Below are 16,774 nucleotides of genomic sequence, written 5' to 3' on the forward strand. Positions count from 1 at the left end.
GTCATGACGTTTAAATTAAAAAACAACATACTTATTATAAAGCCAATATTGCATATTATACTGCTGTGTGTCTTGTTCTTATTTTGTATTGGAGCCAAGGGGCAAGCTACTTTAAGTAATGCATATAAAAAAAAGATAGATAGCTTAATACTAGCAAAACCGCAAACGTATAAAGAGATAAATACTGTTATTAAATACAGTAAAAAGGATACTCTATTATTAAGGTATTTGGCTGTAAATTCAGAAAAGCATCGTTATTATATTGGAGTTTCCTATGCATACAATCAATTAGGAACCGTGTATAGAAACCTTTCAAGGTACAAAAAAGCAATACAACTACATAAACTAGGATTACAAGCCTCTACCAATGCAGATAATTTGGAGTTTAAGGTTTACAGTTTAAATATGCTTGGGGTAGATTATAGAAGAATAGATGCTATACGTACTGCTTTAGATTACAACCAACAAGCACTAGAGTTGGCAGAAAGCGTAAAAAATCCTAACGAAGAATTAAAAAGAAGTATAAATGTATCTTTAAATAGTATTGGTAATTTATACCATAGTTTAGAGCAATATAATTTAGCTATTAACAGGTACCATGCGTCTTTAAAAATAGAGGAAGAATTAGGGAATAAACTTGGGTTAGCTATAAATTACCAAAATATAGGAGAGGCTTTAGAGGAGCAAGGGAAATTACAAGAGGCACTAGATAAGTACAGAACTTCTTTAGCTTATAATGAAGAAATAAACTCAAACAAAGGAAAAGTTATATGCAACAATAGCATAGCACAAGTATACTTAAAACAAAACAAACCAAAAGAAGCAATTGTACTTTTAGACACTGCTTTAATAGGAGCCAAACAATTAGGGGACAAATTTATTACTGCTTTTGTAGAGGCAAATATGGGTTGGGCTTTTATGCAGTTAAATAATATAGTAAAGGCAGAAAAACATATAACAAATAGTATAGAAATTGGTAAAGAACAAGGTATACCAAGAATAATTGCTTTGGGCACCAAAAGATTGTCTGAGTTAGAGCATTTAAAAGGAAATTATGACAAAGCCCTAACGTATTATAAAAGAGCAATAGAATTAGAAAAACAAATTAGTAGCACAAGAAACATACGTTACGCTAACGATGTTATTTTAAGGTACGAGAATGAAAAAATTAACAATGAAATAGAAAACCTTAGGAAAGATAATGAAATTGTAAAGCTAAAACTAAAAAAAAATAGAGCTACTTTATTAATAATTGGTATTTCTTTACTGCTGTTGGCAGTGGTTTTATTTGTGTTTTATAAACAAAATCAATTAACTAGTGATAAAAAAATGTTGACATTGGAGCAAACAATGTTACGTAGCCAAATGAATCCACATTTTTTATTTAATTCTTTAAATTCTATTAAATTATATATAATTAATAACGAAAAAAAGAATGCTGTACACTATCTAAATAAGTTTTCTAAATTGGTCCGTAAAATACTAGAAGCTTCATCTTTAAAAGAGATTTCATTAGAAGATGAATTAGAAACCGTTAGCTTGTATATGCATATAGAAAACATTCGTTTTTCTAACAAAATAGATTTTACTGTTCATGTTGGTAGAGATGTAGATATTAACCAGGTAAAAATACCGTCATTAATTTTACAGCCATTTTTAGAAAACGCATTATGGCATGGTTTGTCCTCTAAAAAAGGTGCTAAAAAAATAGATCTTCAGATTTCTAAACCAGATGAAGAGTTTATAATAATTAGTATAACAGATAATGGTATAGGTAGAGCAGCATCAGAAAAAATTAAAGAAGCTAAAGTGCTTAAAAGAAAATCTTTAGGTATAGATATTACTAAAGAGCGCCTTAAAAACTTTTCTAAAGATTATTTAAATTCTTTTAAAGTAGAGTTTGTAGATCTAAAAGATGAAGATGGCACTGCGCTAGGGACAGAAGTAACTTTAACTATTCCCATTATTTAACTTGGTATACTCTTTAGCAACTAGGTCCAACTCGTTATACCAATCTTCTCCAAATTTTCTAATTAAAGCCTCTTTTACAAACTTGTAAATGGGCACTTTTAACTCTTGCCCAAGTGAGCAGGCAGTGTCGCATATTTCCCATTTATGATAATTTACACCAGTAAATTCTGAATATTCTCGTGTTCTAACAGGGTATAAATGGCATGATACAGGCTTTTTCCAGCTGGTAACACCTTCGTTATAGGCATCTTCTAGTCCGCATTTTGCGGTTCCATTTTCAGAGAAAACTACATATGCACATTCACTACCGTTTACTAAAGGTGTTTCCCATTCACCGTCTTCTCCCTTAACAAATGCACCTTGTTCTTCTATGGCAGCAATACCTTCTGGTCTTAAAAAAGGTTTAACATCTTGGTAAATGTCAACTAAAATTTCGGTTTCCTTATCTTCTAAAGGAGCTCCAGCGTCTCCATCTATACAACAAGCACCTTTACAAGCCGTTAAATTGCAAACAAAATCGTTGTCAATAATTTCTTCAGATACTATGGTTTTTCCTATTTGAAACATATGCGTAATATAAGTGTGCAAAGATACTTTTTTAACGTTAATAAGCTGTTATTTTTAATTTTAGTAATTTAAAACCGTTTTATAAAGTGTAAGTTTGCACCGATTTTTAAAAAAAGTAAAATTATGCCTTCTAGTTTTTTTGATTTTAAGGAGATTGTTACTGCAAGTATGATTTTGTTTGCTGTAATAGATATTATTGGTAGTATACCTATAATTATAAGTTTAAGAGCAAAAGTAGGACACATACAGTCTGAAAAAGCATCATTGGTAGCTACTTTAATTATGGTAGCATTTTTGTTTGTTGGAGAAGAAATACTTAACCTTATTGGTATAGATGTAAATTCTTTTGCTGTAGCGGGTTCTTTTATTATCTTTTTTATGGCTATAGAAATGATATTAGGTATTACGCTTTACAAAGATGATGTTCCTGAAACGGCATCTATAGTGCCAATTGCTTTTCCGTTAATAGCAGGAGCAGGTACAATGACTTCTTTATTATCTTTACGTGCAGAGTATCACGTTCAAAATATAATTGTAGCCATTTTAGTAAACATACTTTTTGTGTATATAGTGTTAAAGTCTTCTAAAAAAATAGAAAGAGTACTAGGAAAAAGCGGATTAAGTGTAATTAGAAAAGTTTTTGGTGTAATTTTGCTGGCAATAGCGGTAAAATTATTTGCTGCAAATATTAATGAACTCTTTTAAAAAGTAGTTAAAATGAATAAAGTAGTATTTATAATCTTGTTTTTAATAGCAGGGTTGTTAATTGGGTACAATGTAACTCAAATTAATTTTGAAGATCCACTTAGTGGCCCAAGTACTATTGCACTTATCTGTATTGTTGCGGCTTTGTGTGCTATAGTATTGTTGGTAATATTTATGATTTCTAAAAAAATACAAGAAAAAATAAAAGAATAACTTTTTTAAATAAAGTTTTAAAAAACAAAAAGGCGCTATTATTAGCGCCTTTTTTTTATGGTATGTTGCAGTGTTTACGCTGCACTTACTTTAGCTTTTTTTATAAAACCTTATTTTTAGTCTGTATGTTATATCAAACAATGCAGGTACAATTATTAGGGTTAAAAATGTAGCTACCATAAGTCCAAAAATAACTGTCCAGGCTAAAGGTCCCCAAAAAATAACATTGTCACCACCAATATATATATGTGGGTTAAACTCAGAGAATAAGGCAAAGAAATCTATATTTAAGCCTATTGCAAGAGGTATTAAACCAAGTACAGTTGTAACCGCAGTTAAAATTACGGGTCTTAGTCTTGCTTTACCACCTGTTACAATTGCTTCTGTAGCTTCTTCTCTAGACAGTACATCTTTTTCATCTAAACCAAGTTTTACTTTTTTACGATCTATAAGTATTTGGGTATAATCTAACAAAACAACACCATTATTTACTACAATACCCGCTAAGGATATAATACCCATCATAGTCATCATAATAACAAAAGACCAGCCAGTAATCATTAATCCTCCAAATACTCCTATAAAGCTTAAGAAGATAGCAATCATAATAATTACGGGTTTAGAAATACCACCAAACTGAAAAATTAAGATAAGCATAATTAAACCTAAACCAGAAAAGAACGCACTTACAAGAAATTTCATTTGTTTGTTTTGCTCTTCAATTTGACCTGTATAGTCAATTTTTACGGTATCAGGTTTACCTTTATAATCTTCCATTTCTTTTTGTATTTCATCTACAATTGCAGCTGCATCTGTATAACCAGGCTCTAAACCAGAATAAATAGTTACCACGCGCTCATTGTCTCTATGCTTAATAGCACTAAAACCAGATGTATTTTTAACGCTGGCAACAGCAGAAACCGGAATTTCTTTTATTTGTCCGTTAGATGGATCTCTAAAAATTATATTCTGATTAAATAACGCATTTGTATTGTAGCGTAAATCTTCATTAAAGCGCACGTTAATATCATAATCATCACCATCTTCTTTATAAATTCCTGCTTTTTCGCCAAATAAGGCTCTACGCAATTGGTTGCCAACCTGTGCAACAGAAACGCCTAATTCTCCTGCTTTTTCACGATCTACAACTACTTCCATAGATGGTTTACTCTTGTTAACATCAATCTTTATTTCTTCTATACCAGCTATGTTTTTGGTATTAATAAAGTTTTTAACGCTTTCTGCAGTAGAAATTAGTTCATTGTAATCTTTACCCTCTAACTCAATGTTAATTGGGTAGCCAGCAGGTGGACCATTTACGTCTTTTTCTACAGATATATTTACACCTGGGTAAATACCACTTAATGCTTTTTGCACTTTTGCACGTATTTCCTCGGTATTAATTCCTCTCCTAAATTTAAACTCGCTAAAGTTTACTGTTATTTTACCTTTATGAGGCATTTCTGCAGCAGAACCACCATCGGTTTGTGGGTTACCAGCACCTTCACCTACTTGTGATACAGCAGAATCTACAATAAAGTTTTCCCCATCGTGTTTGTATATGTCATCATCTAAAATCTCATAAACTCTTTTTTCTATAACCTTAGTTATAGCATTTGTTTTCTCTATAGATGTACCTTCTGGATATTCTACATATACAGATATTTCATTTGGTATATTGTCTGGGAAAAATTCTATTTTGGTTCTTTTGCTGCCAACAGACATACCAAAAAGCATAAATACAACAATTAAAAGAACAAAGGTTATAGATACATACCAGTAAACGTTACCACCTCTTAAGGCGTGTTTTAATCTGCGTTCATACCAGTTTTCAAACTTAACCATTGTGTTTTTTTGAAAACGAATTGCCCATTTTTTAATGAAATATTTGTACGCCCAGAACATTACAGCAGTAATAAGCATAACAGTACCTAAACCTCTCATTACGCCGCCAAAAACTAGTATCAATATACCAAAACCACCAAGAATAATACTTAAACGTATAAGTTGTTTAACGGTAAGTTCTTTTTCGCCTAGTTCCATAAATCTAGAAACTAGCATAGAGTTCATTAAAATTGCTACCAATAATGAAGAACCTAAAACAACGGATAATGTTATTGGGAAAAACTTCATAAACTGCCCCATTACACCTGGCCATAAACCAAGAGGTACAAAGGCCGCAACTGTGGTAAGTGTAGATACTATAATTGGGAAAGCAATTTCACCAACACCTTTTTTTGCAGCTTCAACTTTAGATAAGCCTTCATCCATTAAACGGTACACGTTTTCTACAACAACAATACCGTTATCTACAAGCATACCAAGTCCCATAATCATTCCAAAAAGAATCATTGTATTTAGGGTGTAACCTAGCCAAGATAATATCATAAAAGACATAAACATAGACATAGGAATGGCAAAACCAACAAATAGGGCGTTTCTAAATCCTAAAAAGAACATTAATACAGTTACAACCAGTATAATACCAAAAATAATATTGTTTACTAGGTCATCAACTTGGTTTAAGGTTTTAGTAGAAGAATCATTAGCAATAGAAATTTTTAAGTCTGGCGGATAATACTCCTTTTGTGCTTTTTTTACTATTTTTTTAATTTGGTCTGATGCAGAAATTGAGTTTTGACCGGCTCTTTTTTTAACATCTAACATAACTACACTTTCACCAAACTCTCTGGCATAGGTGGTTTTGTCTTCTTCCGAAAACGTAATTTTTGCAATGTCTCTAAGATATGTAGCGCCATTTTCTGACTTAACAACAAAGTTGTTTAGTAGTTGAGGGTCTTTTACTTCTCCTAAAATACGGATGGTTCTTCTTTGCTCTTCTGTTTTTAAGTTACCAGCAGACATAGTAACGTTACCACCTCTAATGGTGTTTAAAACATCATCAAAACTAATTTTAGCAGCCATCATTTTATAAATGTCTACCGCAATTTCTACCTCTTTTTCTTGAGCACCGCGTATATCTGCCTTTTTAATTTCTTGTAAGTCTTCAACTTCATCTTGTAAATACTCAGCAAAATCTTTTAACTTTTCTACAGGGTAATCTCCTGTAAAGTTAATGTTCATTATTGGCATTTCTTCAGACAAGTTAAGGTCAAAAACATTAGGCTCTACTTTAGCGCCGTTAAATGTTGGCCAGTCTTCACTAGCTTTTTCGGCATCTACTTCGTCCTTAATTTTTTGCTTAGCTTCCTCTACACTTATACCTTCATCAAATTCTACTATAATCATAGCATAATCTTCTTGAGAGGTAGATGTAAATTCTACAACGTTACTAACGTTCTTAATTTTATCTTCTAAGGGATCTGTAATTAAACGTTCTATATCCTCAGCAGTGTTACCAGGATATGGTGTGCTAATGTATATTTTGGTCTCTATTACCTCTGGAAAATCTTCTCTGGGCATAGCTAAGTATGCAGAGAGTCCTATCCATAAAAATAGCCCAATAAGTACGTAAATAACCGAAGGGTTATCTATAGCCCATGAGGATATTTTAAATTCCTTGTCGGCGTTTTTTTGTATTTTGCTCATGGAATTATTGATTTAAAATTTCAACTTTTTGTCCGTCTTTAACTGTTCTTGCACCTTCTTTAATTACGTGTTCATTAGCTGTTAATCCAGAAATAACCTCTATTAACGGACCTTGACTTTTACCTGTAGTAATTATTTTCTTTTTTGCAGTTGCGTAATTTTCTTCAGTTTTTTCTGCTACATAAACATATTGCTCCCCGTTAGCATTTTCTGATATTACGCTTTGCGGTATTAAAATAGCCTCGTTGTTAGTGTAGTCATTAAGTCTAACTTTAGCTGTTAAATTTGGTTTTATGTTACCGTTTTTATTAGGAACAGAAACCTCTACAGAAAAGGATCTGTTACTAGGGTTAATAAAGTTGCCTGTTTGTCTAATTTTAGTTGTAACACTATCGTTTAAAATTGGAAAATAAACAACAGCTTCTTTACCGTTTTTAATGCTTTTAATGTAAGTTTCTGGCACTTCTACATCTAAATACATATTAGAAAGGTTTACAATTCTAAAAACTTCAGATCCCATACCAGGAGCAACAACAGTACCTTGTTCCTTAATAACATTGTCTATAATACCTGTAAAAGGGGCTCTTATGGTAGATTTTCCTAATTGGCTTTCTGCTTGTTTAATAGCATTTACCTGAGCCTCATAATTTGTTTTAGCTTGTAAATACTGTATTTCTGAGCCTATTTTTTGTTCCCATAGCCTTTGCTGTCTTTCATACGTAGTTTTAGCTAATTCTGCTTGTGTTTTTAACTGTGCAAGTTGGCTGCTCATACCACCATCATCTATAGTTGCAAGTACTTGTCCTTTGTTTACTTTTTGCCCCTCTTTAACGTATACTCTTTTTAGCGTACCAGCCATTTCTGGGTAAATTAAAACATTTTGTTTTGTTTGTACATTACCTTGCAACTCTAAAAAGTGATTAAAAACTTGTGTTTTGGTAGTTAGGGTGCTTATTAAAGGAAGGTTTTTGTTTCCTTGTATAACAGCAATAGCAGAATCTAATAATATCATTTGTTTTTCTAAGGTTTTGTGTTCCTCAGAAACGGTTGCTTTTTTTGCTCTTATTTTATCTATATTTTTTGTAGCAATAATACTTTCTATGGAGTCGTTTTTGCCTCCGCAGGCAGTAACAACTGCTGTAAGTGTTACTATGTAGAATATTTTTTTCATGTTGTTTGTATTACAAATTGTTGTGATGGGGTTAGTTATTTAGAATTAATTCTAAAGCTGTTTTTTTATTAATTACGTCTACCATAGACTGTAAATACTCTTGTTGTACTGCGTATAGTTGCGTTTGCGCTTGTCTAAGTTCAAAACTTGTAGCTAAACCTTCAAAATACTTTACTTGGTTTTTTTTCTCTATACGTTCTGCTAATCCTAAATTATCTTTGTTTGTTTGGTACTGCTCAATAGCTAAAATGTATTCGCTTTTTGCATTTTCCCAGTTTAAACGTAAAGACTCTTCTGCTTCTGTTTTTTGTGTTTTTGCTTTTTCTAATGCAATTCTAGCACGTTGTGTAGATGCGCTTCTGCGTAATGAACTAAAAATAGGAATATTAAGATCAAACCCTAAAATAGAAGAGTTAAACCAGTCTGTCTCTTTCTTTAAAAAATCAAATTCCTGACTGTAGGCTGTATATCCAAAATTTACAAAGGCATTAAGTGTAGGTAAGGCTTTACTTTTTTCTAACTTAAGCTCTAAAGCACGTTGTTCATTAAGGTTAAGTGCCATTTTATAGTCTACATTATTTTCTAAATTAAAGCTACTTTCTATTAAGTTAAAATCTATTTGTTTTTCTGTTAATATATCTAAGTCTTCAGTTAATTTAGTTGGGTTATCTAACTCTAACCCCATTACTAAGTTTAACATTTGTACTGTAATTTTTTTTAGCCTTATGGCATTTTTTAATTGGTTGGTTACAGATGCTAATGTAATTTGTAATTGCTCTACATTTTCTTCCTCTGTTAAACCGTTTTCAAAAATCTTTTGTGTTTCATTAAGATTTTTTTCTAGTGCTGCCTTGTTTTTTTCTAGTATAGCAGTGCTTTCTTCAGCTAAAAGTACATTTCCATAGGCCTCTACCACAGCTTTGCGAACATCTAAGGCATTTTTTTCTTTGCTGTTGGCACTGTAGTCTATAAAGGTTTTTGTTGCTTGTACACCTACAATATAAGAGCCATCAAAAATTTGCTGACTTAATGTTGCTGTTGCACTGGTAGATTGTTTTTGCCCAAAAACCACAGGAATAAATGAACCTGGTGCACCACCAGCTAATTCTCCTGGTATTAAAGATACAGGTTGTTTTAGTTGGTTTTGGTAACTTATTGCACCGTTTACTTGTGGTAAACCGCTAGCAATAGTTTCCCATTTTTGCTTTTGCGCATCTTCTATATTTCGGTCTGCATTTATAGCACTGTAGTTGTGCTCTAGTGCGTAATTAATTGCCTCTTGCAGCGAAAAACTAGTGGGCTTGTCTTGTGAAAAACCCATTTGTATGCCCAAAAGCAATAGTACTAATGTTAAACTCCTTTTCATTTATGATTGATTTGATTTGATAATATCTGTTAATACTTTTTTTCCTTTTGTTGTTACTATTCCTCGTAAGTGGTACTCTAAATAATTGTCCATTAATTTAATTTTAGAAAATTGCTCTGGCGGAAAAAAGTCATCATCCTTAATTGCTGTCATTCCAGAAAAATATATTCTAGATATAAACTCTATATCTAAGTTTTTTCTAAATAAGCCTTCTTCTATCCCTTCTTTTAAGTTCTCAATTACACATTTTTGCATAAATGTAAATTGCTCTTTTTTTAAAGATTTATGAATTTTAGGGTAATACTTTTGCAACTGGTAAATAGGAGAAGAACTCTCATCCTTTAAATTTGAAATTATAAATTTTCTAATCTCAAACATTTCTACAATAGGGTTGTGTTTTAAAGAGCATATGTTATTTATACCATTAGTAATATTACTAAATAAATAGGAAGTACTTTCTTCTACTAATCTAGTTTTATTGTCAAAATAAGTGTAAATAGTTTTTTTAGACATTCCTAACTCATTAGCAAGGTCATCCATAGTAACACTCTTAAATCCTAATTTTAAGAATAAATCTGTAGCTTTTTCTAAAATTTTATCTTTCATAATGCTTGGCAAAGATAATTCAGGAAACTTAGAATACAAAAAAAGTTTCCAAAGTTTTGTTATATCTTAACTATAGTTTAAAATGAATGTTACATTTATAATTGCTTAAAAAGTATTTCATGTATTTTTGGTAAAAAAATACAGATGCATACCATAAACCAGTATAGAGAGTCTTTTTTAGAAGAATTAAACAAAATTACAACAGAAAAGGAGCCTAAAAACTTATACCACCCAATTAATTATATATTGAATTTGGGAGGTAAGCGTTTACGACCTATACTGGCGTTAATGACTGCAGATATTTTTGGTGCAGATTTTAAAAATGCTATACCAGCTGCAATGGCTGTAGAGGTTTTTCATAATTTTTCTTTAGTGCATGATGATATTATGGATGATGCGCCTTTAAGAAGAGGAAAAGCAACTGTGCATGAAAAATGGGATATTAATACGGGTATTTTGTCTGGTGACGCTATGCTAATTGAAGCATATAGGCTTTTAGAACAGTATGATGGTAACCAATATAAAAAATTAAATGCGCTTTTTAGTACTACTGCTTTACAAGTTTGTGAAGGCCAACAATATGATGTTGATTTTGAAACCAGAGATGATGTAACCATACCAGAATACTTAAAAATGATTGAGTATAAAACAGCGATATTGGTTGCTGCTGCTATGAAAATGGGAGCTATAATAGCAGAAACTACAGTAGAAAATGAAGACTTAATTTATGAGTTTGGTAAAAATTTAGGTATCGCTTTTCAGTTACAAGATGATTATTTAGATGCTTTTGGTGACCCAAAGACATTTGGTAAACAAGTTGGAGGTGATATTATAGAAAACAAAAAAACATATTTGTACTTAAAAGCGTTAGAACTCTCCTCTAAGGCAGAGCAAAACTCATTAGATCAGTTGTTTTCTATACAACCAACAAATAATAATGATAAAATAGCTACGGTAAAAGCTATTTTTGAAGAGTCTAAAGCAGATGTTGCTACAAAGCAAGCTATAGAAGATTATACGCAAAAAGCCTTTAATGTTTTAGATAAGCTAGAAATACCTGCTACAAACAAAGAAGCATTAGAGCAATTTGGGTTATGGCTAATGACCAGAAAAGTGTAACTTTTTAGTCTACCAAATACGGAACCTTCTTTAATGTAATTATTGGCTTACTTAGCATTTGCTGTATGGTTTGCTGTTGTTCTACAATGCAAATAACCTCTATGCCAATGTGTATGCCGTAAATATTATCTGGATTATTAAGTCCTAAATAAAATGTGCCTTTGGTAGTATCTGTTACATTTACAATACCAGACTTGTAGTTTTCTCTAGAGCCAAATAAGTAGGGAACATAGTCTTCTTTTTGTTTAAAGAGTAATGCATTTTCTTCGTTTAGTAAATAAATGTCGCAAATATTAGCTCCAGGTGGCGGACTCAAATTTTCTACTGCGCCCGAAAAAGAATTTTCCGTATCTATATAATTAGACAATGTAGAGGCTAAACCAAAACTTTTTATTGTGTTTTTTATGTCTTGTTCTTCTCTAGAGGCACTAAAAACGTAATACCAAGAAACTGTATTTTGTGGTAATGCAATTGGTACTAGAACTCTGCTTTTTCCTCCTTTTAATAAGTCGTTAGACCTACTGTTAAGGTAAAAATTATCTTGCTGTAAAGAGATTGTTTTTAGTTTAGTAACCTCTGTGTCTGTTTTTATTGGTGTAGCATATGTTGTGTCTGCAACTTCTTTGTAGGCAATAATAGGCGCTTGTTTGTTAAAAGAATCTACTTTAAAATTTAGGCTTATTTTTGAATCCTTACTATTGCTGGTTTTTATAATTAATTGGTATAGGTCTGTGTCTGGAGCTTCTAGCCAATAATTTGCTTTTTTGCCTAAAGTTTTAAAAATTGCTGTATTTACATCTTTATACTTACTTATGGTATAAACTATATCTCCTTTTCCTTTAGCTTTTAAACTTATATGTATGTTATCCTTTTTATTAGCAGAAAACAGTAATCTGTAATCATTACCTGTATTAACCGTAAAAGTAGTGTCTTGTTCTTGTTGTGCGCTAATTGTGATAACGCAAAACAGTAGGGTAAAAAAACAGACAAGGTTTTTCATAGCTTTTTTTTGTAAATGTAACCAAAGTTATTTTTTTTCAAACGATAAACATTGTTATTGTATTGTTTTTAAAAGTTGTTTTGAGTTTAAAAACTGAAAATATCTGGCTGTTGCAATAAAATTTTCATCTAGAATAACGGTTGCGGGTAAAGAAAACGGCTTGTTTTTGCGGCTAGCCATTAAGAGAGGTATTTGATGAATAGAATTTACCTTTTTAGCATTCTTATTTTCATAAGTGTTACCTCCAAATGTAATTTTTTCTGTAGATTCTACATTCATTTTTACGGCGTAATACTCCTTGTTAAGTATGTTAATTACAGTAGAATCTTTATATGTTTTACGTTCCATTTTGTTGCATAATACACACCAGTCTGCATAAAAATGGATAAAAACTTTTTTTGGCTTTACTGCTAGGGAGTCTTCAAGCTGATTAAAACTTAGCCAGTTTACCTCATTATTTTGCGCAGTTACTTGTGTACAGGTGATGTAGTTTATTAGCAATAAAATTAGTGCTTTTTTGTAGTAAGATTTCATTTTAATTACAAGCTTTTTATTCTTAAACCTATAAAAATTGTTCTTGGTAGAGATGGGCCATAAACATAATTGCTATCTCTATTTTTACCAGTGTCAAAATCGTTTTGGTAAGCATTAGTTATATTTTTTATACCTCCAAAAAACTCAATTCCTGTATTTAATTTAACACTGTTAAATGTGTAGCCTAGTCTTAAACTTGTTTCTAAAAAAGATGGTGTCTCTTTGTACTCATCTCTAACTTGGCCCGTGTTTTCACCTCCAAAATGAGCAATGTCCATATTACCAGTATATATTAAATTAGCAGAAACGCTAAGCTTTTTTTTGGGAGTGTAAGTAAAGTTAGCGTAGCCGTATGTGTTAGGTGTTCTTAAAAATTCTTTTTTGGTTGGCAAACCTTCAATATTTTCTACTGCCTCTGTAAATTTACTAGATTGTATTGTAAAACCAGCATCTACCTGAAAAACGTAATTAAAATTTGCTCTAGTTTCTAGGGTAATACCCTTTACAACTGCGCCGTCGCCATTTCTTTTTTCAAATAATTCGCCAAAACTATCTTCGCCTAGAGGAAAAAGATAAAAGGCATTATTTAGTTTGGTGTAAAAACCTTCTATTGTTACACCAGTAATTAAATGCTCTGTAGCTTTGTCATAATTAAAAGAAGCCGTGTAGCTGTTAGATCGTTCTTCAAATAAATTATCAGATAAAGAAATTCTAGAAATTCCTCCTCCTGCAAAAGCAATGTGTAAATCGGTATCAAAAGCTTGTGGAGCTCTAAAACCTGTTCCCCAGCCCAATCTAAACTGTGATTCTTTATTAAGTTTGTATAAAAACGATAGTCTAGGGCTAGCAATTACGTTATCTAGCAAGTTGTGTTTGTCTATTCTTAGTCCTGATAAGAGGTTAATTTTAGGAGTAACATCCCAATCGTTTTGTAAAAATGCACCCCAATTTCTGGTAGTTTGGTCTATGTTATAGTTATAAGCTTCAATTACATCTAAAACATCATCATACACATACTCCGTACCAAAAGTAAAAATTGCTTCTCCTCCTAAAAATGAATCTACTTTATGGTTTAACTGCAAGCCTGCTTGGTGGGTTTCTACTTTGGAAGTACCGTAAGGAGGGTTTGCTAAAAAAATATTTAACTCATCTTCATCATCAGGCTGTATACCTGTGTAGTGATCTCTATCTGTAATTTGTCCGCCATAGTAGGCAATAAAACTATTTTTATCTTCATTAAAATTTATTTGATAATCTAAACTTCCCATTACAACATTATGAGTTCGTTCTTCAGATTGTTTTGCTAAATGTGCTGCTTTATCTACTTGTTCGCCCCCATATCTGTATTCATAAATGCTACTAATGCTAGCTTCTATTTTTTCGTTTTCAGATGGTAAATAAAATAAATTAGCACCAAAAGAATTGTTTTTTAAACTGGGTAATTCAGAGTAATTATCTCCGTTATCATCATACGTATTTCTGTCCCTTTTATTAATAAAAAACGTAGCGCCAGCAGTTCTATCATCATTAACTACAGTAGCATTACCTAACAAAATATTGTCTGATGCATTGTTGTTTATACTCTGGTAGGTATAAGTTAAGTTGTATTCGTTTTTAATAGGTATTTTGGTAATTACATTAACTGTACCGCCAATAGCACTAGAACCATAAAGTGCAGACACGCCACCTCTAACTACTTCCATACGTTCTATCATATTTACCGGTATTTGCTCCATACCATATAAACCTGTTAAAGGGCTAAAAATAGGCCTGCCATTAATGAGTATTTGAGAATAGCCTCCCTGCAAGCCATTTATACGTAATTGTGTGTAGTTGCAGGTTTGGCAGTCTGTTTCTACCCTTAATCCTGGCTGAAATCTTAAACCTTCAGATAAATTGGTAGCAACAACATTGTCTAACGTTTTGCTATTTATAAGGTTTACAATAACAGGAGAATCTGTTCTTCTTTTTTCTGTTTTTGTGCCTGTAACCACAACTTGGTCTAAACCCAAAACATCTTCTTTAAGATTAAAATTAATAGTTTGGTTATGGGTAACCGTAATTTGTTTTTCTACAGTTGCAAAACCCACACTTTGGCAAATTAAAGTATAAGTACCTTTAGCAAGTTTTAAACTGTAAAATCCGTCTTTATTAGTAGTAGTCCCAATAGATTTTTCTTTAAGGTATATAGTTGCATACGCTAAAGGATTTGTATTGTTGCTTACTTTTCCTTTAATGTTAATGTCTTGAGAAAAAATAGAATAGGGAAGTATAAAGAATAATAAAATTACTTTTTTCATTAATTTAAAATTAAATTTAGACAAAGCTAAAAATTTGTTTTTAGAAATAAAAATGTATTTTTGGTAAAAATTAAATTTGATGACGCATTCTGAGGAAAATTATTTAAAAGCAATTTTTCACATAGGTAAGGGAGGAGTAAATGATATTTCTACTAATGCTATTGCAGAGCAAATGGAAACCAAGCCATCTTCTGTAACAGATATGATTAAAAAATTATCAGAAAAAAACTTGGTAAACTATAAAAAGTATAAAGGTGTTTCTTTAACAGATGCAGGTAAATCTACTGCTTTGTCTATTATTAGAAAACATAGGTTGTGGGAGGTTTTTTTGGTAGAAAAATTAGATTTTTCTTGGGATGAAGTGCATGAAGTTGCAGAACAATTAGAGCACATTAAAAGTGAAAAGTTAATTGATAAATTAGATAAACTTTTAGATTTTCCTAAATATGATCCTCACGGAGATCCAATACCAGATAAGAATGGTAATTTCAAAGTTATAGATAAAAAGCTTTTGAGTGAACTTTCTGTAAATGATAAAGGTATTTGTGTGGGAGTAAAGGACTCTTCTAGTCAGTTTTTAAAGTTTTTAGATAAAAATAAAATTGCATTAGGAGATGTAATAGAAGTGACCGATAAGGAGGATTTTGATGGTTCTTTTCAGTTAAAAATAAATGCCAATAGTTTTAACGTATCTAACCAAATTGCTTCTAATTTATTTGTGCAAATAACAGAATAAGTAATAAAATGAAAAAAATTAAATATATAATAATAAGTGCTCTAATGCTACAATTGTTTGGTTGTAAAACCGATACAAAGAATGCAGATAACGGACAACTTAATGTAGTTACAACAACTACAATGATAACAGATTTGCTACAAAATATAGGTGGTAATGCTATTAATGTTGTTGGCTTAATGGGTAGTGGTGTAGATCCGCATTTGTACAAGGCTAGTGAAGGAGATGTAAGTAAACTGGTAAACGCAGATGTAGTTTTTTATGGTGGTTTACATTTAGAGGGTAAACTTGTTGAGGTATTTGAGAAAATGGAAAAAACAGGTAAAAAAGCCATAGCTGTTTCAAATGCTTTAGACAAAAAAGAACTTATAGGTTCTGAGTATTTTGCATCTAATTATGATCCTCATATTTGGTTTAATGTTACATTTTGGAAACAGATAACTACATATGTTACAAATGAATTAAAAAAGGCAGATCCCCAAAATGCATCTGTTTTTGAGAAAAATAGTAACAAATATTTAGAAGACTTAACAAAGCTTGATGCGGAAGTTAGGGCTAAAATTAATGAGTTGCCAAAAGATAAAAGAATACTGGTTACAGCCCATGACGCATTTAACTATTTTGGTAATACTTACGGCTTTAATGTGGTTGGGTTACAAGGTATTTCTACTGCAACAGAGGCAGGAGTACAGGATGTACAAGAATTGTCTAAATTTATAATAGACAACAAAGTGAAAGCTATTTTTGTAGAGAGTTCTGTACCTAAACGTACAATAGAGGCTCTGCAGGCGTCAGTTAAATCTAAACATCATGATGTTGCCATAGGTGGCACATTGTATTCTGATGCTTTGGGAGATAAAGGTTCTGTAGAAGGCACTTACATAGGAATGTTTAAGTACAATGTAACCACAATTGTAAATGCATTAAAATAAATGCT

General features: G+C 31.6%; 14 protein-coding genes. 6 read left to right on the top strand and 8 right to left on the bottom strand.

What is annotated here, in order from left to right; all coding sequences use genetic code 11:
* Positions 1-3: 3 nt before the first annotated feature.
* Complete coding sequence (locus PBN93_RS08245) at positions 4-1,971, top strand: tetratricopeptide repeat-containing sensor histidine kinase (protein ID WP_077401330.1); 1,968 nt, start codon at positions 4-6, stop codon at positions 1,969-1,971.
* On the opposite strand, the gene PBN93_RS08250 is transcribed toward PBN93_RS08245, so the two are convergent.
* Positions 1,951-2,538 carry a DUF3109 family protein gene (locus PBN93_RS08250; protein WP_077401333.1) on the bottom strand — a complete coding sequence of 196 codons (588 nt, stop codon included), beginning with the start codon at positions 2,536-2,538 and terminating at the stop codon, positions 1,951-1,953. The genes PBN93_RS08245 and PBN93_RS08250 overlap by 21 nt on opposite strands.
* A 123-nt stretch (positions 2,539-2,661) precedes the next feature.
* Here PBN93_RS08250 and PBN93_RS08255 point away from each other — a divergent pair, with 123 nt between their 5' ends.
* Together PBN93_RS08255 and PBN93_RS08260 are read left to right on the top strand one after the other, a co-directional pair.
* On the top strand, positions 2,662-3,243 hold the full coding sequence (locus PBN93_RS08255) for a MarC family protein (RefSeq protein WP_077401336.1): 582 nt from the start codon (positions 2,662-2,664) through the stop codon (positions 3,241-3,243).
* Between the two features lie 12 nt (positions 3,244-3,255).
* Positions 3,256-3,456, top strand: coding sequence for a hypothetical protein (locus tag PBN93_RS08260; protein ID WP_077401339.1), 201 nt, complete (start codon positions 3,256-3,258; stop codon positions 3,454-3,456).
* 90 nt (positions 3,457-3,546) lie between these two features.
* Here PBN93_RS08260 and PBN93_RS08265 read toward each other — a convergent pair whose 3' ends face one another.
* From PBN93_RS08265 to PBN93_RS08280, 4 genes are read right to left on the bottom strand one after another with little or no spacing between them, the layout of a single operon-like run.
* On the bottom strand, positions 3,547-7,005 hold the full coding sequence (locus PBN93_RS08265) for an efflux RND transporter permease subunit (RefSeq protein WP_077401342.1): 3,459 nt from the start codon (positions 7,003-7,005) through the stop codon (positions 3,547-3,549).
* Between the two features lie 4 nt (positions 7,006-7,009).
* Positions 7,010-8,176: an efflux RND transporter periplasmic adaptor subunit gene (locus PBN93_RS08270; RefSeq protein ID WP_077401345.1), complete on the bottom strand. Its 1,167-nt coding sequence runs from the start codon at positions 8,174-8,176 to the stop codon at positions 7,010-7,012.
* A 31-nt stretch (positions 8,177-8,207) separates the two neighbouring features.
* A complete protein-coding gene (locus PBN93_RS08275) occupies positions 8,208-9,542 on the bottom strand; it encodes a TolC family protein (RefSeq protein ID WP_271080399.1) in 1,335 nt (444 codons plus the stop codon).
* Positions 9,543-10,148: a TetR/AcrR family transcriptional regulator gene (locus PBN93_RS08280; protein WP_271080400.1), complete on the bottom strand. Its 606-nt coding sequence runs from the start codon at positions 10,146-10,148 to the stop codon at positions 9,543-9,545.
* 144 nt (positions 10,149-10,292) lie between these two features.
* On the opposite strand from PBN93_RS08280, the gene PBN93_RS08285 reads away from it, so the two are divergent.
* Positions 10,293-11,267, top strand: coding sequence for a polyprenyl synthetase family protein (locus tag PBN93_RS08285; RefSeq protein WP_271080401.1), 975 nt, complete (start codon positions 10,293-10,295; stop codon positions 11,265-11,267).
* Between the two features lie 4 nt (positions 11,268-11,271).
* Here PBN93_RS08285 and PBN93_RS08290 read toward each other — a convergent pair whose 3' ends face one another.
* Genes PBN93_RS08290 through PBN93_RS08300 form a run of 3 tightly spaced genes read right to left on the bottom strand, consistent with a single transcriptional unit; the run spans position 11,272 to position 15,101 of the window.
* Positions 11,272-12,267, bottom strand: a complete 996-nt coding sequence (locus PBN93_RS08290; protein WP_271080402.1) for a hypothetical protein — start codon at positions 12,265-12,267, stop codon at positions 11,272-11,274.
* A 54-nt stretch (positions 12,268-12,321) separates the two neighbouring features.
* Positions 12,322-12,801 carry a thioredoxin family protein gene (locus tag PBN93_RS08295; RefSeq protein WP_271080403.1) on the bottom strand — a complete coding sequence of 160 codons (480 nt, stop codon included), beginning with the start codon at positions 12,799-12,801 and terminating at the stop codon, positions 12,322-12,324.
* A gap of 5 nt (positions 12,802-12,806) precedes the next feature.
* On the bottom strand, positions 12,807-15,101 hold the full coding sequence (locus PBN93_RS08300) for a TonB-dependent receptor (RefSeq protein WP_271080404.1): 2,295 nt from the start codon (positions 15,099-15,101) through the stop codon (positions 12,807-12,809).
* Between the two features lie 79 nt (positions 15,102-15,180).
* Here PBN93_RS08300 and PBN93_RS08305 point away from each other — a divergent pair, with 79 nt between their 5' ends.
* Positions 15,181-15,837, top strand: coding sequence for a metal-dependent transcriptional regulator (locus PBN93_RS08305; RefSeq protein ID WP_077401366.1), 657 nt, complete (start codon positions 15,181-15,183; stop codon positions 15,835-15,837).
* A gap of 8 nt (positions 15,838-15,845) precedes the next feature.
* Positions 15,846-16,769, top strand: coding sequence for a metal ABC transporter solute-binding protein, Zn/Mn family (locus tag PBN93_RS08310; protein WP_077401369.1), 924 nt, complete (start codon positions 15,846-15,848; stop codon positions 16,767-16,769).
* Positions 16,770-16,774: the final 5 nt, after the last annotated feature.

Source organism: Cellulophaga omnivescoria (genome assembly GCF_027915275.1).
Taxonomy (GTDB): Bacteria; Bacteroidota; Bacteroidia; order Flavobacteriales; family Flavobacteriaceae; genus Cellulophaga; species Cellulophaga omnivescoria.